The sequence below is a fragment of the Mitsuaria sp. PDC51 genome (genome assembly GCF_900113225.1).
Classification (GTDB): Bacteria; Pseudomonadota; Gammaproteobacteria; order Burkholderiales; family Burkholderiaceae_C; genus Roseateles.
On the sequence record NZ_FOZE01000001.1, the window covers coordinates 1,501,831 to 1,522,328 of the forward strand.

The 20,498-nt window shown below is 69.9% G+C and carries 11 protein-coding genes; 3 read left to right on the forward strand and 8 right to left on the reverse strand.

Annotation, left to right across the window (positions count from 1 at the left end):
- Nucleotides 1-66: 66 nt before the first annotated feature.
- Nucleotides 67-516: a dUTP diphosphatase gene (gene dut, locus BM393_RS06665; protein ID WP_091723772.1), complete on the forward strand. Its 450-nt coding sequence runs from the start codon at nt 67-69 to the stop codon at nt 514-516.
- Nucleotides 517-656: 140 nt separating this feature from the next.
- On the opposite strand, the gene BM393_RS06670 is transcribed toward dut, so the two are convergent.
- The 4 genes from BM393_RS06670 to fusA form a co-directional block, all read right to left on the reverse strand.
- Nucleotides 657-4,022, reverse strand: coding sequence for an amidohydrolase family protein (locus BM393_RS06670; RefSeq protein WP_091723774.1), 3,366 nt, complete (start codon nt 4,020-4,022; stop codon nt 657-659).
- 161 nt (nt 4,023-4,183) lie between these two features.
- Complete coding sequence (locus BM393_RS06675) at nt 4,184-5,422, reverse strand: type II toxin-antitoxin system HipA family toxin (RefSeq protein ID WP_254783233.1); 1,239 nt, start codon at nt 5,420-5,422, stop codon at nt 4,184-4,186.
- The gene (locus BM393_RS06680) at nt 5,403-5,675 is read right to left on the reverse strand and encodes a helix-turn-helix transcriptional regulator (RefSeq protein WP_091723776.1); all 273 of its coding nucleotides are present in this window, start codon (nt 5,673-5,675) and stop codon (nt 5,403-5,405) included. The genes BM393_RS06675 and BM393_RS06680 overlap by 20 nt, the downstream gene beginning before the upstream one ends.
- A gap of 298 nt (nt 5,676-5,973) precedes the next feature.
- Nucleotides 5,974-8,076 (reverse strand): elongation factor G, encoded by a 2,103-nt coding sequence (gene fusA / locus BM393_RS06685; RefSeq protein ID WP_091723779.1) that lies wholly within the window; start codon nt 8,074-8,076, stop codon nt 5,974-5,976.
- A 358-nt stretch (nt 8,077-8,434) separates the two neighbouring features.
- Between fusA and BM393_RS06690 the strand changes: the two genes are divergently transcribed.
- On the forward strand, nt 8,435-8,683 hold the full coding sequence (locus BM393_RS06690; RefSeq protein ID WP_091723783.1) for a hypothetical protein: 249 nt from the start codon (nt 8,435-8,437) through the stop codon (nt 8,681-8,683).
- Between the two features lie 148 nt (nt 8,684-8,831).
- A complete protein-coding gene (gene purL / locus BM393_RS06695) occupies nt 8,832-12,836 on the forward strand; it encodes a phosphoribosylformylglycinamidine synthase (RefSeq protein ID WP_091723787.1) in 4,005 nt (1,334 codons plus the stop codon).
- A 281-nt stretch (nt 12,837-13,117) separates the two neighbouring features.
- On the opposite strand, the gene BM393_RS06700 is transcribed toward purL, so the two are convergent.
- The 4 genes from BM393_RS06700 to BM393_RS06715 all read right to left on the reverse strand — a co-directional run bounded on the left by BM393_RS06700 (nt 13,118) and on the right by BM393_RS06715 (nt 20,351).
- Nucleotides 13,118-14,110, reverse strand: a complete 993-nt coding sequence (locus BM393_RS06700) for an LLM class flavin-dependent oxidoreductase (RefSeq protein WP_091723789.1) — start codon at nt 14,108-14,110, stop codon at nt 13,118-13,120.
- A 78-nt stretch (nt 14,111-14,188) separates the two neighbouring features.
- On the reverse strand, nt 14,189-15,250 hold the full coding sequence (locus tag BM393_RS06705) for a S1C family serine protease (RefSeq protein ID WP_091723793.1): 1,062 nt from the start codon (nt 15,248-15,250) through the stop codon (nt 14,189-14,191).
- Nucleotides 15,251-15,456: 206 nt separating this feature from the next.
- The gene (locus BM393_RS06710) at nt 15,457-16,629 is read right to left on the reverse strand and encodes a two-component system response regulator (protein ID WP_091723796.1); all 1,173 of its coding nucleotides are present in this window, start codon (nt 16,627-16,629) and stop codon (nt 15,457-15,459) included.
- Nucleotides 16,626-20,351, reverse strand: coding sequence for a response regulator (locus BM393_RS06715; RefSeq protein WP_254783235.1), 3,726 nt, complete (start codon nt 20,349-20,351; stop codon nt 16,626-16,628). The genes BM393_RS06710 and BM393_RS06715 overlap by 4 nt, the downstream gene beginning before the upstream one ends.
- Nucleotides 20,352-20,498 lie beyond the last annotated feature (147 nt).

Here is a 20,498-nt window from a genome sequence, read left to right on the forward strand (position 1 = left end):
GGCCGTTCCGGGGGCGAGGGCGGCGATGGGCGATGGCGGCATCCCGACTCTCTTCCCGTTGACTCCATGACCACCATCGATCTCAAGGTGCTCGACCGCCGCATGGCCGAGCAGCTTCCCGCCTACGCGACGACCGGCAGCGCCGGCCTGGACCTGCGCGCCTGCCTGGACGAGGCGATCACGCTCGCGCCGGGCGACACGGTGCTGGTGCCGACGGGCCTGGCGATCCACATCGGCGACGCCGGCCTGGCGGCGATGATCCTGCCGCGCTCGGGTCTGGGCCACAAGCATGGCGTGGTGCTGGGCAACCTCGTGGGCCTGATCGACTCCGACTACCAGGGCCAGCTGATGGTCAGCGTGTGGAACCGTGGCAAGGACAGCTTCACCATCCAGCCGATGGAGCGCATCGCGCAGATGGTGATCGTGCCGGTGGTGCAGCCGACCTTCCGCGTGGTCGATGACTTCGACGCCTCCTCGCGCGGCGAGGGTGGTTTCGGCTCGACCGGCAAGGCCTGACCCGGGCCACCACCCCGCGCAGCCCACGCTGCGACTCGCAGGCCGGAGTCAGCGAGCGCGTGTGGGGCCGGAATGGGGCTTGGGGTTCCCGGACGGGAGGCCCCATGCCCCGTGGAGAGCCCGCGCCTGGCCGTCCGAGGTCAATCCCCGTGCCCGTGCCCGTGCTCCACGCCCGCCGCCTCGGCATCCACCGGCACGCTCGCATTGACGCCATCGAAGAAGAACGGCTTGCGCGCCTTCTTCACGGGCCAGACCTCGTTCATCGACGGGATGTCGAAGACCTTGCCGCCCTGCATGACCTGCGAGATCCGATCGCTCTGCCGGATGTCCTTGAGCACGTCCCCGTCGAGGATCACCAGGTCCGCGAGCTTGCCCGGCTCGAGTGAGCCGATGTCCTTGTCCAGCCCCAGGTAGCGCGCCGGATTGAGCGTCGCGGTGCGGATCGCCTCGAGCGAGGACATGCCGCCCAGGCCCATCATCCACATCTCCCAATGCGCGCCCAGGCCTTCGCGCTGACCGTGCGCGCCGATGTTCACCGGCACGCCGGCGCGCTGCAGCTCGGTCGCGGTCTTCGCGACCTGGATGACGTTGAAGTCCTCCTCCGGCGCCGTTTCGCGGCGCACGCTGCGCGGCTCGAGCACGGCCTTGGGCACGAACCTGCTCAGCAGCGGATGGCGCCACACGTCGGTGCGCGCGTACCAGTAGTGCTCGCCGTCCAGGCCGCCGTAGGCGACGTTGAGCGTCGGCGTGTAGCCGACCTGCGTCTGCGGCCACAGCTGCTTCACGTCGTCGTAGACCTTGGCCACCGGCAGCGCATGCTCGATGCCGGTGTGGCCGTCGATGACCATGTTCATGTTCATCTGGAACAGCGAGCCGCCTTCCGGCACGACCATCATCTGCGTTTCGCGCGCGGCCTCGAGCACCTGCTGGCGCTGGTCGCGGCGCGGCTGGTTGTAGCTCTTGACGCTGATCGCGCCGGCGGACTTGAGCCGCTTCAGATGGGTGAGGGCGTCGTCCAGGCTGTTGATCACGGCGGAGAAGTCGCCTTTCGCGCCGTACAGCACCGTGCCGGTCGAGAAGATCCGCGGCCCCACCACGCGGCCGGTGCGCTGCATCTCGGACTGGGTGTAGATGTCGCTGGTGCGGTTGGACGGGTCGTGCAGCGTAGTCAGGCCGAAAGCCAGCGAGGCGTAGTTGATCCAGCTCTGCTGCGGGATGATTTCGCTCTCGGCCATCGTGCCGTGCCAGTGGGCGTCGATCAGGCCCGGGATCACCGTCTTGCCAGCGGCCTGGATCGTCTCCGTGCCCGCAGGGAGGGTCACCGAGGCGCGCGGCCCGATCGCCGCGATGCGGTCGCCGTCGACCAGGATGACGCCGTCCTCGATGACTTCATCGGGCTTGGCCGCGTTCATCGTGACGACGCGCGCGCCGACGATGGCGATGCGGCCCTTGGGCTTGTCGGCGGTCAGCGTCAGCTGGATAGTCGCACCGCGCTCGGCCGGCTTGAAGCCCGGCTGCAGCGCCTGCGCCAGCGGCACGGTGAACAGCTCGTTGCCGAGCGCGTAGTGCAGCGCGTAGGGCCGGGCCTTGCCGTCGCCGGACCACTGCAGGTCGTCGCCGGCATTGACGTCGAGCTTGCTGACCGGCATCGCCTCGGCCTTGGGGCCGACGGTCTGCAGCTTGCCGGCCGGCGCGAGCGGCGTGACGTAGGTGTGGAAGCGTTCGGTGAAGCCCAGCCACTGGCCGTCCGGCGACACGGTGAAGCGCGTCGCGAATTCGCTCTTGGCGACCGCCACTTCGCTGCGTTCGACGAGGTTCAGGCGGATCAGCTGGCGATTGGCATCGACCTCGCCGGTGGTCTGCTTGCGGGTGACGTAGAGCGTGTCGTTGTCGGCGCCGAACTGCGGCGCCTCGCCGTCCTTGGTGACGCGGCGCGCCTGGCCCTTGCCATCGGCCGGTGCGACGTAGATGCCGGGTTCCAGGCTGTTCCAGGGCGAGGTCAGGTAGCCGCCCTTGGCCTTCTGGTACGCGATGGTGCGGCCGTCGGGCGAGAAGGCCGGCGCCAGGTACTTGCCGGGCTCCGGCGTGACGACGGTGTCGCGGCCGCTGGCCAGGTCGAGCACGCGCACGCGGCCCTGGTCGGCGTCGCTCCAGCCGAGGTAAACCAGCTGGCGGCCATCGCGCGAGAAGGCCGGGAAGTATTCGAAGCGCTCGGTCTGCGAGGTCAGGCGCTTGGCTTCGCCGATCGGCTGGCCGTCGCGCAGCTCGCTCGTGTAGAGGTAGCCCGCGGACGAGAACACCACCCGCATGCCGTCGGGCGAGACCTTCACCCAGCGCAGCATCTTCGACTCGAAGCTGGCCGGCGCGACCTCATGCGAGAAGCGGACCGCGGGCGTGAACTGGCGCTCGTCCTTCACGTGGAAAGGGATCTCGGCGGCCGAGCCCTTGAACGGGTCGATGCGCCAGAGCTTGCCCTGCGCCCAGGCGACGAGCTGGCGGGCATCGGGCGTCCAGGCGATGCCGGGGTAGACGCCGTGCACGGACCAGGACTCCTGCAGGTCGCGCTCCATGCCGGTCCAGGCGGGGAACTCGCGGCCCGTCTTCAGGTCCTTGAGGAACAGCGTGGTGCGGCTGCCCGAGGCGTCGCGCAGGCGGCGGATGAAGGCGAGGTACTTGCCGTCGGGCGAGGGCGTGGGCCGGATGGCGCCGCCGGGGCCGGTGACGAAGGGCTCGCTGGTGCCGTCGGTCAGGTCCTGGCGATAGATCCGGAAGATCTCGCCGGTGCTGTCCTTGTTGTATTCGAACTGGCGGCCGGGCGTGCTGTCCTGCGAGTAGTAGAGGAACTTGCCATCGGGCGAGAGCGCGGGCTCGCCGAGGTCCTTCTGCCAGTTCGGCTTCTCGTTGAGCTGCTGGCCCTTGCCGCCGTCGACGTGATAGAGCCAGATCTCGCCGCTGCCCAGCGAGCGGGTGCCGGTGAAGTGCTTGCGGGCGGCGATGTACTTGCCGCTGGGGTGCCAGACGGGGTTGTTGAGCAGGCGGAAGTCTTCGGTGGAGATCGCGCGGGCGTTGCTGCCGTCGGCGTTCATGACCCAGATGTTGTCTCCGCCGCCGGCGTCGGAGACGAAGGCGATCTGCTGGCCGTCGGGGGAGAAGCGGGGCTGCATCTCCCAGGCAATGGAATGGGTGAGGGCCTTGGCTTCGCCGCCGTCGATGGGCATCACGTAGAGGTCGCCGAGCAGGTCGAAGACGACGCGCTTGCCATCGGGGCTGACGTCCACGGACATCCAGGTGCCGGAGCGGACGTCGAGCTTGGCAATGCGCTGCTCGCCGCGGGGCTGGTTGACGTTCCACTTGGGCTTGGCGGCGTCGGCTGAAGGGGCCGGCGCGTCGGCGGCGAAGGCGGCGGCCTGCAGCGCGAGGCCAAAAGCGATCACGCCCGCGCGGGCGGGCGTGACGGTGAAGAGGCTGGTGAGCGAGGTCGGCTTCGTGAGCGTCTTGGTCGGCATTGGGGCACCCTGGGATGAGAGTGCCGGGAGCATATTCGTCGACCCTTGGCGAAACCGGGAGGGTTTGCGAGGGCATGACGAATGGACGTGCGAGGGGCGTCAAAAGTGGTTTGTGCAGGCGCTCGTCGCTGGATCCGTTCGGCCGGCGCCGGGCGCGATGCTCAGCGTCCGTGCATCAGACCGCCCTCCCACACCTCGGACATGTCGGCGAGCAAGGTCTTCGGAATACGGTCGTCCCCGACCGCAGTGTCGAGGGTTTCTCGCATCGCGGCGGCGATGCGAGAGAGCACCGGCTTGGGCGCGTCGACGCCGCAGAGCCTGCCGAACTGGATCAGTTCCTCCGTCGTCGGATAGGCCTTCGTCGCATGTCGGCCGGCGAAGAGCTTGAGCGCCAGGGTGCGGTCCTCCAGCTCCGGTCCGCCGGCGTATTGCGTGTAGCGATAGACCGCCGTGGTCACGACGTCGAACATCGGCGCGAGCCATGCATCCTGGGCCGATCGATAAAGGACGCCGAAGTTCTTGAGGTGCGCATCGCCATTGCGGACCATCACCGAGAACGCCACCTGTTCAAAGAACCGACGCAATTGCGGCGGCGGCAGGCCGATCAGTTGCAGCAGTTCGGCGACACGCTGGTAGCTGCCGTGGTACTTGCGGTCCGAGAGGATGTCCCGCACCCGCTTGCCGGACAGCGCCGCCACGTCCTCGAATCCCAAGCGCTCCACATTCCCGCCCGGACGCGCGATCACGTCGAAGCGGTCGACCAGCAGCAACTGACCGTCGTCGGAGAGGTCAAAGCCTGGCACCTCGATGCCTGCGCGTTGGGCCGCGCTCAGGCAGAGGAACTCGTTCGCCGCCAGGCCGGGATAGGCCGGGCTGGCCGCTTTGACGATGAGCGATGGGATGGGCACCGTCGGCCGGTCCGGCACCATGATCTTGGGCTGCATCCCGGCGATGCCGGCGCCGGTGTTCAAGTAGGCGCGAACCAGCTCGTCGAACAGCTCCGGCGTGTAGCGCATTCGAAGCAGCGAGTCGCGGCTCAGTGTTTGCGCGCGCGGAGAGGGGACCGCGCCCGGCATCGTGAAGCCCAGTCGCCCGATGCCGTTCTCCCCGATCAGGGCGAGCAGATGCATCGGCGTGGTCGGCTGTTTCGGGAACAGCTGCCGGATCCTCATGAACAGATCGCCTTCCGGCAGGTTCTGATCCATGGAGGGGAACAGGTCGCCGGCCTGCCAACTCAGCTTGGCGCTCGGCGGCATCAGCAGCGACACAGCGGGCTGATCCGGCGACGGATCGAGGTAGCGGAACTCGTAGGTCGAGCCTTTGACGAGTTGACCGGCCTGGCGCAAAGCGCCGATGCTGACGTCGAGCAGCGGGAGCTTGTCAGGCAGCATCGTCGTCATCCCGGGCGAAGCGTTCGGCAAGCTCCTCCATCGTCGGCATGCCCGCTCGTTCGAAACGGATGCGCAAACCCAGCGCCCGGGTCACGGCCATGAGCGAGGAGACGGTGGATTCCTGCCCCGCCTCCAAGCGGTAGATCACCTCGCGCACGCGATTGGACAGGGAGGCCAGTTCCGTTTTCGACAGGCCTTTCGACTCGCGTTGCTCCTTCAGGATCAACCCGATGTCCTCTGGAAAGCTGGCAGTGTCAGTCATGGCTTGCAATTTATGCACAATGTTTATTTTTTGCAAGCTACAGCTGACGTTTAATAGAGGTAACTGCAAGCCGTGGCTTGCAAAGAGGTCGAATTACGTGAAGTTTGCAAGCCATAGCTTGCATTCATTGAACGGCGTGGACAGACATGCCGCATGCCATCCGCCTTCTCAGCAGCTTGAATCGGCAGGCATGCACCGGGCTGACAGCGCATGTCGGGTGGTACCGGCGAAATCAGCGCAGAAATGAAATCGGGCCGCGAATGCGGCCCGTCCCTTTACTGCAACGCGCGTGGCGCGTTCACTTGGCTCGCGCCGTCATGATCGCGTCCGCGACGTTCTTCGGCGCCTCGGAGTAGTGCTTGAACTCCATCGTGTAGGTCGCGCGGCCCTGCGTGGCCGAACGCAGCGAGGTGGAGTAGCCGAACATCTCCGACAGCGGCACCTCCGCCTTGATGATCTTGCCGCCGCCGACCATGTCGTCCATGCCCTGCACCATGCCGCGGCGGCTGGACAGGTCGCCCATCACCGTGCCCGCGTAGTCCTCCGGCGTCTCGACCTCCACGGCCATCATCGGCTCCAGGATCACCGGGCTGGCGCGCCGGCAGGCTTCCTTGAAGCCCATCGACGCGGCCATCTTGAACGCGTTCTCGTTCGAGTCCACGTCGTGGTACGAGCCGAAGGTCAGCGTCACCTTCACGTCCACCACCGGGTAGCCCGCCAGCACGCCGTTGGGCAGCGTGTCGATCACGCCTTTCTCCACCGCGGGGATGTACTCGCGCGGCACCACGCCGCCCTTGATGGCGTCGACGAACTCGAAGCCCTTGCCCGGCTCCAGCGGCTCCACCGTCAGCACCACGTGGCCATACTGGCCCTTGCCGCCGGATTGCCGCACGAACTTGCCTTCGACGTCCTCGACCTTCTTGCGCACCGTCTCGCGATACGCCACCTGCGGCTTGCCGACGTTGGCCTCGACGCTGAACTCGCGCTTCATCCGGTCGACGATGATCTCCAGGTGCAACTCGCCCATCCCCGAGATGATGGTCTGCCCCGATTCCTCGTCGGTGCGCACGCGGAAGGACGGATCCTCCGCCGCCAGCCGGCCCAGCGCGATGCCCATCTTCTCCTGGTCGGCCTTGGTCTTGGGCTCGACGGCCTGCGAGATCACCGGCTCCGGGAACACCATCTTCTCGAGCGTGATGATCGCCTCCGGATCGCACAGCGTCTCGCCCGTGGTCACGTCCTTGAGGCCCACGCAGGCCGCGATGTCCCCGGCCAGGATCTCCTTGATCTCCTCGCGCTGGTTCGCATGCATCTGCAGGATCCGGCCGATGCGCTCCTTCTTGCCGCGCGTCGGGTTGTAGACCGAGTCGCCCGACTTCAGGATGCCGGAGTACACCCGCACGAAGGTCAGCTGGCCCACATACGGATCGGTCATCAGCTTGAAGGCCAGGGCGCTGAACTTCTCGTTGTCATCGGCCTTGCGGGTCGTGTCCCGCTCGTCGTCGTCGGTCCCGTGCACCGGCGGGATGTCGATCGGCGAAGGCATGAAATCGATCACCGCGTCCAGCATGCGCTGCACGCCCTTGTTCTTGAACGCGGTGCCGCACAGCATCGGCTGGATCTCGCCGGCGATGGTGCGCTGGCGGATCGCGCGCTTGATCTCGTCCTCGCTCAGCTCGCCACTCTCGAGGTACTTGTTCATCAGTTCCTCGTCCGCCTCGGCGGCGGCCTCGACCATCTTCTCGCGCCATTCCTCGGCCTTGGCCTTGAGGTCGGCGGGGATCTCCTGGTACTCGAACTTCATGCCCTGCGAGGCCTCGTCCCAGACGATGGCCTTCATCTTGAGCAGGTCGATCACGCCCTTGAACTGGTCCTCGGCGCCGATGGGCAGCACGATGGGCACCGGGTTGGCCTTGAGCCGGTCCACCATCATCTGGCGCACGCGGTAGAAGTCCGCGCCGATGCGGTCCATCTTGTTCACGAAGGCCAGTCGCGGCACCTTGTACTTGTTGGCCTGGCGCCAGACGGTCTCGGACTGCGGCTGCACGCCGCCCACCGAGTCGTACACCATCACCGCGCCGTCCAGCACGCGCATGGACCGCTCCACCTCGATGGTGAAGTCCACGTGCCCCGGGGTGTCGATGATGTTGATGCGGTGCTCCGGGTAGGACAGGTCCATGCCCTTCCAGAAGCAGGTCGTCGCGGCCGAGGTGATCGTGATGCCGCGCTCCTGCTCCTGCTCCATCCAGTCCATCGTCGCGGCGCCGTCGTGCACCTCGCCGATCTTGTGATTGACCCCGGTGTAGAACAGGATGCGCTCCGTCGTCGTCGTCTTGCCGGCGTCGATGTGCGCCGAGATGCCGATGTTGCGGTAGTGCTCGATGGGGGTCTTGCGGGACATGGTGGTCTCCAGTGGCGATGAACGACCCGGGGACGCCAGCTTCATGGGAGGCGGCCGTCGGGTCCGAAAGCCGATCAATGTAGCGACAAGCCATGACGGCCGCCATCCGCCGCATGGAAGAGCCCCGGCGCCCTGGGGATGAGTCTTCCGGCCCCCGTCCGAGGGCACGGCGGCGTCACTTTTTCCTCCGGCGCGGCCGGCATCCCCTGAATGAGGGGCGCCGCCGCGGGCGAATTCCGGAGTTTCCGGGCGGTTACGTCACGTCACATCGATACATTCGCTCACTCGAACGAGATATCAGGGAGTTGCGGTGAGATCGAACGTTTTTGTCAGCCTGTTGGCATCAGGCGCCCTGGGCATGAGCGTCATGGCGGGCCCGGTCGTCGCCCGGGCCGCCCCGGTGGTGGAAGTCGGCATGAACTGCACGGTGGCCGATGGCTGGTGGTCGCTGGATCGCGAGCGGCCGGTGCAGCCCGAGCCGGTCAAGGTGGTGGCGATCAAGGCGCTGACCACCGGTGCGCCGGGGGCCTGGGTGCAGCCCTCGCGGGGCAAGCTGACCGAGCACCAGCTGCACATCGCGCTGGACCGCCTCAGCGAGTGCCGCTGAAGGGGGAACGGGAGGGCGCCCCAAGGTCGGTCCGGGAGGGCCGCCGAAGGGGCGTGCCGGCCGGGGTAAACCCGGGTCGTCCGGCGGCGCTGGCTAGAATGCCGGGCTTCACCGCCGCGGCGCGCGCGGCGCAACCCCCTGGGATCCCATGGCCAGCACCACCTCCTCCAAGCATCTGATTCACTTCGAGGGGGGCAATGCCCTCTCGTCCTTCCGGGCCGCGGCGCTGCTGGCGCGTCTGCAGGCCGTCAGCGACCGCATCACCGCGGTGCATGCCCGTCATGTCCACTGGGTCTGGACCGACGCGGCGCTGGACGCGCAAGGCCGCGACAAGCTGGCTTCGCTGCTGGACTACGGCGACCGCTACGACGGCGCCACCGAGGGCGCGCTGATCGTCGTCGCCCCGCGCCTGGGCACGCTGAGCCCCTGGGCCTCCAAGGCCACCGACATCGCCCACAACTGCGGCCTGGCCCTGCACCGGGTGGAGCGCGTCACCGAGTTCCGCCTGACGCTCAAGTCCGGGCTGCTGGCCGGGCTGACCGGCGGCGCCAAGCCGCTGACCCAGGAGGAACTGCTGGCCTGCGCCGACCTGCTGCATGACCGGATGACCGAAAGCGTGCTGCTGTCGCGCGAGGATGCCGCCCACCTCTTCGACGACAAGCAGGCCCAGCCGCTCGCGCACGTGCCGGTGCAGGCCCGCGGCCGCGCGGCGCTGGAGGAAGCCAACGGCGCCTGGGGCCTGGCGCTGTCCGATGACGAGATCGACTACCTCGTCGCCGCCTTCCAGAAGCTGGGCCGCGACCCCAGCGACGTCGAGCTGATGATGTTCGCGCAGGCCAACAGCGAGCACTGCCGCCACAAGATCTTCAACGCCCAGTTCACCATCGACGGTGAAGCGCAGCCGCTGTCGCTCTTCGGCATGATCCGCAACACCGAGAAGGTGTCGCCGCAGCACACCGTCATCGCCTACGCCGACAACGCCGCGGTGATGGAAGGCCACGCGATCGAGCGCTGGATGGCGGCCGGCGATCGCCGCGCGCCGAAGTACGAGGCCCGTGCCGAGACCGCGCACGTGCTGATGAAGGTCGAGACCCACAACCACCCGACGGCCATCTCCCCGCATCCGGGCGCGTCCACCGGCGCCGGCGGCGAGATCCGCGACGAGGGCGCCACCGGTCGCGGCGCCAAGCCCAAGGCCGGCCTGACCGGCTTCTCGGTCTCCAACCTGCATCTGCCGGGCCTGAGCGAGCCGTGGGAGAAAGACCCGGTCGGCAAGCCCGCGCACATCGCCAGCGCGCTGCAGATCATGACCGAGGGGCCGCTGGGCGGCGCCGCCTTCAACAACGAGTTCGGCCGGCCCGCGCTGGGCGGCTACTTCCGCGTCTTCGAGCAGGACGTCGACGGCATCCGCCGCGGGTACCACAAGCCGATCATGATCGCCGGCGGCCTGGGCGCGATCCGCGCCGACCTCACCAAGAAGATCCAGTTCCCCGCCGGCTCGCTGCTGATCCAGCTCGGCGGCCCCGGCATGCGCATCGGCATGGGCGGCAGCGCGGCCAGCTCGATGGCCGCGGGCACCAACACCGCCGACCTGGACTTCGACTCGGTCCAGCGCGGCAACCCCGAGATCCAGCGCCGCGCGCAGGAAGTGCTCAACCATTGCTGGGGCCTGGCCGAGCGCAACCCCATCCTGGCGGTCCATGACGTCGGCGCGGGCGGCATCTCCAACGCCTTCCCGGAACTGGTCAACGATGCCGGCCGCGGCGCCATCTTCGACCTGCGCAAGGTCCCGCTCGAGGAAAGCGGCCTGGCGCCCAAGGAGATCTGGTGCAACGAGAGCCAGGAGCGCTACGTCCTGGTGATCGCGCCGGAAAGCCTGCCGCTCTTCACCGCCATGTGCGAGCGCGAACGCTGCCCCTTCGCCGTTGTCGGCGTCACCACCGAGCAGCGCGAGCTGGTGCTGGAGGACGGCCCGCAAGGCGAGCGCGCCATCGACATGCCGATGGACGTCCTGCTGGGCAAGCCGCCCAAGATGCACCGCGACGTGACGCGCGTGGCGCGCTCGGGCGGCGCGCTCTCGCTGGACGGTGTCGACCTGGCCACGGCCGCGCGCACCGTGCTGCGCCACCCGACGGTGGCCAGCAAGCGCTTCCTGGTCACCATCGGCGACCGCACCGTCGGCGGCCTGAACCACCGCGACCAGATGGTCGGCCCCTGGCAGGTGCCGGTGGCGGACTGCGCGGTCACGCTCTCCGACTTCAAGGGCTTCAGCGGCGAGGCGATGAGCATGGGCGAGCGCACCCCGCTGGCCGCCGTCGATGCGCCCGCGTCCGGCCGCGTCGCGGTCGCCGAGGCCATCCTCAACCTGCTGGCCGCGCCGATCGAGCTGCCGCGGGTGAAGCTCTCGGCCAACTGGATGGCGGCCTGCGGCGAGCCCGGCGAGGACGCCGCGCTCTACGACACCGTCAAGGCTGTCGGCATGGACCTGTGCCCCGCGCTGGGCATCTCCATCCCGGTGGGCAAGGACTCCTTGTCGATGCGCACCCGCTGGTCCGAGGACGGCGTCACCAAACAGGTCACCGCGCCGGTCTCGCTCATCGTCACGGCCTTCGCCTCGCTGGCCGACGTGCGGGGCACGCTCACGCCGCAACTGCGGGACGGCGACACCACGCTGGTGCTGGTCGACCTCGGCCAGGGCCGCATGCGCATGGGCGGCTCGATCCTGGCGCAGACCCTGAACCAGTTCGGCCCCGAGGTGCCCGACCTCGATGAGCCCGCGCTGCTCAAGGCGCTGGTGGCCGCCGTCAACGAGCTGCGCGGCCAGGGCCGCCTGCTGGCCTACCACGACCGCAGCGACGGCGGCCTCTTCGCCGCGGCGCTGGAAATGGGCTTTGCCGGCCAGCGCGGCGTCAGCCTCAACGTCGACATGCTGGTCACCGAGGGCGACGGCATCAGCGACAGCCGCGCCGAGATGGGCGACTCCAAGAACTGGGCCTCGCAGGTCAGCGCGCGCCGCGAGGAACTGACGCTCAAGGCCCTGTTCAACGAGGAACTGGGCGTCCTGCTGCAGGTCCCCACCGCCGACCGCGACGCCGTCCTGCAGACGCTGCGCGCGCACGGCCTGTCGAAGATCTCGCACGTCGTCGGCAAGACCAACGACACGAAGCAGGCCGAGGTCTGGCGCGACGCCAAGAAGGTCTTCGCCGCGCCGCTCAACGAGCTGCAGCAGGAGTGGGACCAGGTGTCCTGGCGCATCGCCCGCGATCGCGACAACCCGGCCTGCGCGGACCAGGAGCATGCGCTGGCCGGCACGCCCGGCAAGGGCCTGCACTGGCTGCCGACCTTCGACGTCAAGGAGGACGTCGCCGCTCCCTTCATCGCCAGCGGCGCGCGCCCCAAGGTCGCGATCCTGCGCGAGCAGGGCGTCAACTCGCATGTCGAGATGGCCTACGCCATGGCGCAGGCCGGCTTCGACGCCTACGACGTGCACATGAGCGACCTGCAGGCCGGCGCGGTCGACCTGAAGGACTTCAAGGGCTTCGTCGCCTGCGGTGGTTTCAGCTACGGCGACACGCTGGGCGCCGGCGAGGGCTGGGCGCGCTCCATCCTCTTCAACCCGGTGCTGAAGGCCGCGTTCGAGGCCTTCTTCGCCCGACCGGACAGCTTCGCGCTGGGCGTCTGCAACGGCTGCCAGATGCTGGCGGCGCTGTCGCCGATGATCCCGGGCGCCGAGCACTGGCCCAAGTTCGTCCGCAACCGCAGCGAGCAGTTCGAGGCCCGCCTGGCGCAGGTCGAGATCGTCGACTCGCCGAGCATCTTCTTCACCGGCATGGCGGGCAGCCGCCTGCCGATCGCGGTCGCGCACGGCGAGGGCTTCGCGGACTTCTCGCAGCGCGGCAACCCCGACCAGGTGCTGCGCGCGATGCGTTATGTCGATGGTGACGGCCAGCCGACCGAGCAATACCCGCTCAACCCCAACGGCAGTCCGCAGGGCCTGACCGCGGTCACCACGGCGGATGGTCGTTTCACTGCGCTGATGCCGCACCCGGAGCGTGTCTTCCGCAACATCCAGATGAGCTGGACGGGCGGCGATGCTGGCGAGTTCAGCCCCTGGATGCGGATGTTCCGCAACGCCCGCAAGTGGGTGGGCTGAACACGCCCCCCTGAACCCCACGCGCCAAACGACGCATAAATCGACGCATAAATCGACGCATCAATCGACGCGCAAGACAAAGGGCCACGCTCACGCGTGGCCCTTTTCATTGGCTGCTCCGACCTGCGCGTCACGCCTTCCGGGCTCTCCCGCACGCCCCTACCGCCAAACGGTGGAAGTAGGCTGATGTGTCGGTGTATGGGGGAAGGGTTTTCGCGGCGGAGCCGGGAAAATCTTTCCCCCATGCGGACCCAGAGAGAGGGCAGGCGGAGAGCGCCCTCTCACCCCGCCATCACGCCCGCCAGCAGCTCATAAGACCGCCTTCGCGCCGCCGCATCGTGGACTGCGCAAGCGACGATGAACTCGTCCGCCCCGGTGCGTTCGAGCGTCGCCGCGAGCCCTTCACGCACCGTCCGCGGCGACCCGACGATGGATTCCGACAGCATGCGTTCCACCGCCAGCTGCTCGCCCGCGGTCCACAGGTCGGCCATCTGGTCGACTGGCCGCGGCAGTGGTCCGCGCTGCCCGCGCTGCATGCCGAGGAAGCGCTGCTGCAGCGAGGTGAACAGGCGCTGCGCCTGGGCATCGGTATCGGCCACGATGACGTTCAGTCCGACCGCTGCGTAGGGCTGGGGATGCCGGGCGCTGGGCCGGTACTGAGCCCGGTACATCTCGAGCGCCTGCATGAGCATCGCCGGCGCGAAGTGTGACGCGAACGCGAACGGCAGGCCCAGGTAGGCCGCGAGCTGCGCGCCATAAAGGCTCGACCCCAGCAGCCAGATCGGCACTTCGGTGCCCTGACCTGGGATCGCGCGCACGACCTGACCCTCCTGCTCGGGCGCGAGGTAGGCGGTCAGTTCCAGCACGTCCTCGGGGAAGCGGTCTTCGTGCGCCGTCGACAGGTGACGGCGCAGCGCGCGCATCGTCGGGCCATCGGTGCCGGGCGCGCGGCCCAGCCCCAGGTCGATGCGGCCGGGGAAGAGCGTCGCCAGCGTGCCGAACTGCTCAGCGATGGTCAGCGGTGCGTGGTTGGGCAGCATGATCCCGCCCGAGCCGACCCGGATCGTCGAGGTCGCCGCCGCGATCTGGCCGATCAGCACCGCGGTGGCCGAGGACGCGACGCCGTCCATGTTGTGATGTTCAGCGACCCAGTAGCGGGTGTAGCCCAGCCGCTCCGCGTGCTGCGCGAGCGCGATGCTGTCGTGGAGCGCCTGGGCGGCGGTGCCGCCCTCGACGATGGGGGCGAGGTCGAGGATCGAAAGACGGGGATGCATGGCCGCGGAGTCTAGGCGCGGGTCCGGGACCGGGGCGGCGGCAGGGTTATCGCCGGATGGGGTAGGGGCGGTGGCCCGTCAATCGCTGCCGAGCTCCGCCTGCACCTGCCGCGTCTTGCCGCCGTTCCACACCGTCAGCGTGACCTTGTCGCCGACGCGGCGCTCCTCGAGCTCGCTGAGCAGCTCGTCGAGATCGGCCACCGGCTTGCCGTTCACCGCGGTGATGACGTCGCCACCGACGATGCGCCCGTCGCGCCCCCGCATGAAGGGCTGCAAGCCCGCCCGCTGCGCGCCACCGCCGGCCTGCAGGCCGATCAGCACCACGCCCTTGGGCAGGCGCAGCACCTGGCGCAATTGCTCGGTGCCCGCGGTCAGCCCGAGCGCCGGGCGGATCACGCGGCCATGCTGGATCAGCTGCGGCACGACGCGGTTCACCTCGTCGGCGGGAATCGCGAAGCCGATGCCATTGCTGCCGCCGCTGGGGCTGAAGATCGACGTGTTCACGCCGATCAACCGGCCCGCCGAATCGAGCAGCGGCCCGCCCGAGTTGCCGGGGTTGATCGCCGCATCGGTCTGGATCGCGCCGCGGATCGTGCGCTGCGTCATCGACTCGATCTCGCGATTCAGCGCCGAGACGATGCCGCGCGTGAGCGTCTGGTCCAGGCCGAACGGGTTGCCGATCGCGTACACCGTCTGGCCCACCTGCAGCTCGCGGCTGCTGCCCATCGGCACCGGCTGCAGCTTTTCCCGCGGCGCGGCGATGCGCAGCACGGCCAGGTCGCGGTCAGGATCGACACCGACCAGCGTCGCGTCATACGCGGTCTGGTCCGACAGCGTGACCTTCGCCGCCGAGGCGCCGCGGATCACATGGAAGTTGGTGACGATGTGACCACGCTCGTCCCACAGGAAGCCCGAGCCGGTGCCGCTGGGCACCTCGGTCACGTTGCGCGAGAAGAAGTCGCGCTGCTGCGCCAGCGTCGTGATGTGCACCACCGATGGCGACACCTTGCGGAACACCGCGATGTTGTTCTGCTCCTGGGCGTCGAGCGGGCCGCGCGGCGTCACTGGGCGCGGTTGCTGGGCGTGGGCCCCGGTGGCGAGGAAGAGGGTGGCAAGCAGGAGGATGGTCGTGCGGCGCATGGCGCGGGATTATGGGGCGATGGCGCGTTGGGGGCGCTCCCGTCCTGCCAAGGCCCGGGCGTTGGCCGCCGATGCATGGGGCACCGGCGGCAAGCGCCGGTACCCCACGCATCACCGTCCCCGATCACCGAGATCCTTCGACGACATGCGATGGCGGGCTGCGGTGGGGGACTGCGGTGGGGCGGACTGCGGTGGGCGACGTCGGGTCATTCGGGCGCGGCCATCGTCGATTCGATCCAGTCCTGCTTGCGGCGCAGCGTCTCGTCGTCGTCGGCGAAACGGCGCGCGATGTCCTGGAACTCGTCCTGGATGCGCAGGAAGGCGTCGACGACCTCCGGATCGAAATGACTGCCGCGGCCCTCGACGATGATCGCGGCCGCCTCGCCATGCGGCATCGCGTCCTTGTAGACGCGGCGGCTGATCAGCGCGTCGTAGACGTCGGCCAGCGCCATCAGCCGCGCCGACAGCGGGATGGCCTCGCCGCGCAGGCCCTCCGGATAACCGGAGCCGTCCCATTTCTCCTGGTGGCCGTAGGCGATGTCCTTGGCCGTGGACAGGAAGGCGACCGGCGTGCCGAGCTGGGCCTCGGCCTGCGCGATCGCGTCGCGGCCCAGCGCCGGGTGGGACTTCATGATCTCGAATTCGTCCGGCGTGAAGCGTCCCGGCTTGAGCAGGATGCGGTCGGGGATGCCCACCTTGCCGATGTCGTGCAGCGGCGCCGACTTGAACAGCGTGGCGATGTACTCCGGCGTGAGCAGCGCCTGCCAGCGTGGATGCCCGCGCAGCGCCTGCGCCAGCGCCTTGACGTAATGCTGGGTGCGCCGGATGTGGTTGCCGGTGTCGCTGTCCCGCGTCTCGGCCAGCGAGGCCATCGCCAGAATGGTCACGTCCTGGATCGCCGCCAGCTCCTCGGTGCGGCGCGCGACCTCGGCCTCCAGGTAGGCCGCCTTGTCGCGCAGGAAGTCCGCGCTGGCCTTGAGCCGCAGGTGCGTGCGCACGCGCGCCATCACGATCGGCGGGCTGATCGGCTTGGTGATGTAGTCGACCGCGCCCAGCGCCAGTCCGCGCGTTTCGTCGGCCACGTCGGAGCGGGCGGTGAGGAAGATGACCGGCACGTCGCGTGTGGCCGGATCGGCCTTGAGCCGCTCGCAGACTTCGTGGCCGTCCATGCCCGGCATCATCACGTCGAGCAGGATCAGGTCGGGCCGCGGTTCGGCGCCGGCGATGCGCAGCGCCTTCTCGCCGTTGTTGGCGATCTTGACGCGGTAGCGGTCGCGCAGCAGCTCGCTCATCAGCGCGAGGTTGTCGGGCGTGTCGTCGACGACCAGCACGGTGGCGCCGTCGGTCGGGTCGGAGGGCGGCGCGGAGTGCGAGGTCATGCGGGGCTCCCGGACGACGTGGGATCGGTGTCGGCCTGGCTCGCGGGACCGCGGCGGCCGGTGGCATCGGCGCGGACCAGCACGAGCGCGCCGTCGAAGTCGAAGCGTTGCGCGGCGTCGGCCGCGCGGCGCAGCGTCCGCAGCCGCGCGGTCGGCAGCGGCAGGCGGTCCAGCAGGGCGCCGAGTTCCTGCCCCGCGTCGGCGGCGCCGGAATCGCTGTCCTCCAGCAGGGCCTCGAGCCGCGCCAGCAGGGCGTCGAGCCCGGCCAGCGCCGCCGCGTCGAGCACCGCCGGCGCCGTGGCCGAGGGGGCAACCGGTGGGGCGGCCTGCAGCATCGCCTCGCGCGCCAGGTGGCGACCCAGCGAGACCAGCAGCGCGGCCAGCAGCGATTGCGCGCGGATGAGCAGCGGGTCGCGTTCGGCCGCGGGCTGGCGCTGCGCGCAGGCCTGCTCGAGCGCCCCGGCCGCCGCCGCCAGGGGCCGCGCGCCCAGCGTGCCCGCGGCGCCGCGCAGGGAATGCGCCAGTCGCGTCATCGTCGTGTGGTCGCCGGCACTGGCCGCCTCGGCGAAGCGCGCGGCGAAGTCGCTCTGCGAGTCGTGGAAGGTGCGCAGCAGCTTGCGGTAGAGCGTGAGGTGGCCGCCGGCGGTCGCCAGTCCCGCCTGCACGTCGAGTCCGGCGATCTGCGGCAGGCCGTCGGCTCGCCCGGCGACCGTGGCGGCCGCGGCGTTGGGCGAAGCGGCGGTGGTAGCGGCGGAGGTTGAGGCGGTGGACGAGGAAACCGCGGACGCGGGGGCGGATGGGGCGTCCGCATCGCGGCCCGCCGGGCGATCGTTGCCGCGAGGGTCCCGTGAGCCCTCCGGCGCGGCTTGGCCGCCCTGGCCTTCCTGGTCAGTTCCCAGCGTCTGGCTGAGCGCCCGCCGCGTGTCGATGCGCCGGCCCGCGCCAGAGCGGGTGTCCATCGGCAGGTCCGAGGCCGGCATGGCCGGGCGGACCCAGCGCGCCAGCACCTCGAACAGCAGGTCGACATTGAGCGGCTTGGGGATGTGGTCGTTCATGCCGGCGGCCAGCACCTTCTCGCGGTCGCCGCTCATCGCGTTGGCCGTCATCGCGATGACCGGCAGCGTGCGCCAGCGCGGATCGGCCCGCAGCGCACGCGTGGCGGCGTAGCCGTCCAGCACCGGCATCTGGCAGTCCATCAGCACGCCGTCGAAGCCGTCGGGCGTCGCGGCCAGCAGGTCCAGCGCGACGCGTCCGTTGGCGGCCAGCGTGACATGCAGCCCCGCGTCCTCGAGCAGCGCGGCCGCGAGTTCCTGGTTGAGCTCGTTGTCCTCGGCCACCAGCACGCGCGCGCCGGCGAGCCGGCGCATCGCCTCGCGGGCGGTGTCGCGGCGGCGCTGCGCCGCGGGCGCGGGCAGGTCGGCATGGCCCAGGGCCTCTCCGATCGCGCTGAGCATCGACGAGGCGGTGACCGGCTTGGTCAGCAGCACCGGCCGGCGCTGGGTGCCGGCCCCGGCCAGCGCCGCGGTCAGCGAGTCGTCGCGGCCGAAGGAGGTCACCAGCACCACCGCCGGCGGCGCCTGCAGCCGGCCGTCGCCGAGCTGGCGCGTCGCCTCCAGGCCGTCCACCACCGGCATCTGCCAGTCCATCAGCACCAGCGCGAAGGGCTGGCCCTCGGCCTGGGCCTGTTCGGCGTCGCGCACGGCCTCCGCGCCGTCGGCGGCGGTGGTGACGTCCAGCCCGAAGCTCGCGCCCAGCGTGGACAGGATCTCGCGCGCGGCGCGGTTGTCGTCGACCACCAGGGTGCGCAGCCGCGCCAGCTCGTGCGCCATCAACGCGCGCCGCGCCGGCAGGTCCGAGCCCTCGGGCTGGAGCGCGAAGCGCGCGGTGAAGTGGAAGGTCGAGCCCTGGCCCGGCGCGGACTCGACCCAGATGCGGCCGCCCATCATCTCGACGAGCTGCTTGCAGATCGCCAGCCCCAGGCCGCTGCCGCCGTAGCGGCGGGTGGTGGAGCTGTCGGCCTGGCTGAAGCTCTGGAACAGCCGCGCCTGCTGCTCGGGCGTCATGCCGATGCCGGTGTCGCGGACGCGGAAGTGCAGCTCGACCTCCGGCGTGGCGAGGGCGTCCAGCGCCGCCGCCTCGCGCGCACCGAGCGCGACCGACTCGATGCCGACGATGATCTCGCCGCGGTCGGTGAACTTGGCGGCGTTGTTGCCCAGGTTGACCAGCACCTGGCCCAGCCGCAGCGGATCGCCGATCAGCGCGGTCGGCAGATCCGGCGGCACGTTCAGCAGCAGCTCCAGCCCCTTGTCCTCGACGCGGAAGCCGATCAGGTTGACCAGGTGATCCAGCACGTCCTCCATGCGGAAGGGCACCTCCTCGAGGCTGAGCTTGCCGGCCTCGATGCGGCTGAAGTCCAGGATGTCGTCGATGACGCCCAGCAGGTTCTCGGCCGAGCGGTGCACCTTCTCGATGTAGTTGCGCTGGCGCGCGTCCAGCCCGGTCTGCAGCGCCAGGTGGGACATGCCGATGATCGCGTTCATCGGCGTGCGGATCTCGTGGCTCATGTTGGCCAGGAAGTCCGACTTGGCCCGGGTGGCCTCCTCGGCATCCTCCTTGGCCTGGCGCAGCGCGTCCTGGGCGCGTTCGCGGTCCTCCAGCAGGGCCTCGAGCTGGCGGTGGTGCGCCTGCAGCTCGAGGTCCTTGCGGTCGCGCGCCGCGCCGTGGGCCAGGCTGCGCAGCGAGGCCGCCAGCAGCCCGAAGGCCAGCAGCGCCACCAGCGCCGCGATGCCCACGCGGGTGGCGGTGGGCTCCAGCGCGTCCAGGTCGCCCAGGAGCACCAGCCGCCAGGGGCCGGCGGGGTCGTTCCAGGCGACCTCGGCCTGGGCGGTGGCGTGGCGGGCGCCGCCGACCGACACCGTCGGCGCGCGCGGCTCGAAGGGCAGGCTGTGCGCGCGCGCCGGATCCTCGAAGAGCTTGCCGTACTGGCCGCTGGCGGTCAGCGTCTTCGAGCGCTCGGCCGTCGCGGCGCCGTCCAGGCTCATGCGCCATTCCGGCCGGCTGGCGGCGAGCACCACGCCCTGCGGCGAGACCAGCAGCGCGCCGGCGTAGCTGCGGGTGTCGAGGAAGCGGTCGAGCGTGTCGGCGTACTGGCGGGCGGCGATCACGCCGACGATCTCGCCGCTCTGGCCGGGCTGGCGATAGACCGGCGCGGCCAGCCAGAAGGCGCGCTGGCCGGTGGTGATGCTGATGCCGGCGAAGACGTTGGGCTGGCCGCGCATCGCCTGGCGGTAGTACTGGCGGAAGGCCACGTCCAGGCCGATCGGGGACACGCCCTCGTCGTCCCAGGCCGCGATGATGCGGCCGTGCGTGTTGACGACGTAGGCCAGCTGCGCGCCGACGCTGGTGCCGATGACCTCCAGCGTCTCGAAGGCCGGGCGGGTGCGGCGGGCGGCGTCGGTGTCGGTGAGCGCGGCGGCGTTCTTGAGGTCGGGATTGAGCTGGCCGGCCAGCACGACCGCGCCCATGCCCTTGCCGGTCAGGGTCAGGCCCTGCAGGGCGAGCGCCTCGCGCTGGGCGGCATTGGCCAGGGCGTGCCGGAAGTCGTGTTCGAGCGAGCGCCGGTGCGTCTCGCTCGCGGCGATGCCGAGCGCGAGCGCCACGACGGCCGCCAGCAGCCACGCGGTCCGGCGATGTCCCAGCAGCCAGTCGGACACACGACCCATCCCTTTCCCTCCCTGGAAGGCCCGGTCGGAGGCCGCCGGGCCGTGATGGATGAACGCCGGGGCAGTGTAGGGGAGGCGGCGCGGGGCGCAAGCCCTGAACTGGCGCGGGAAGGCCGGGCTTTCACCGACGTGCGGCGCAGGACGCAG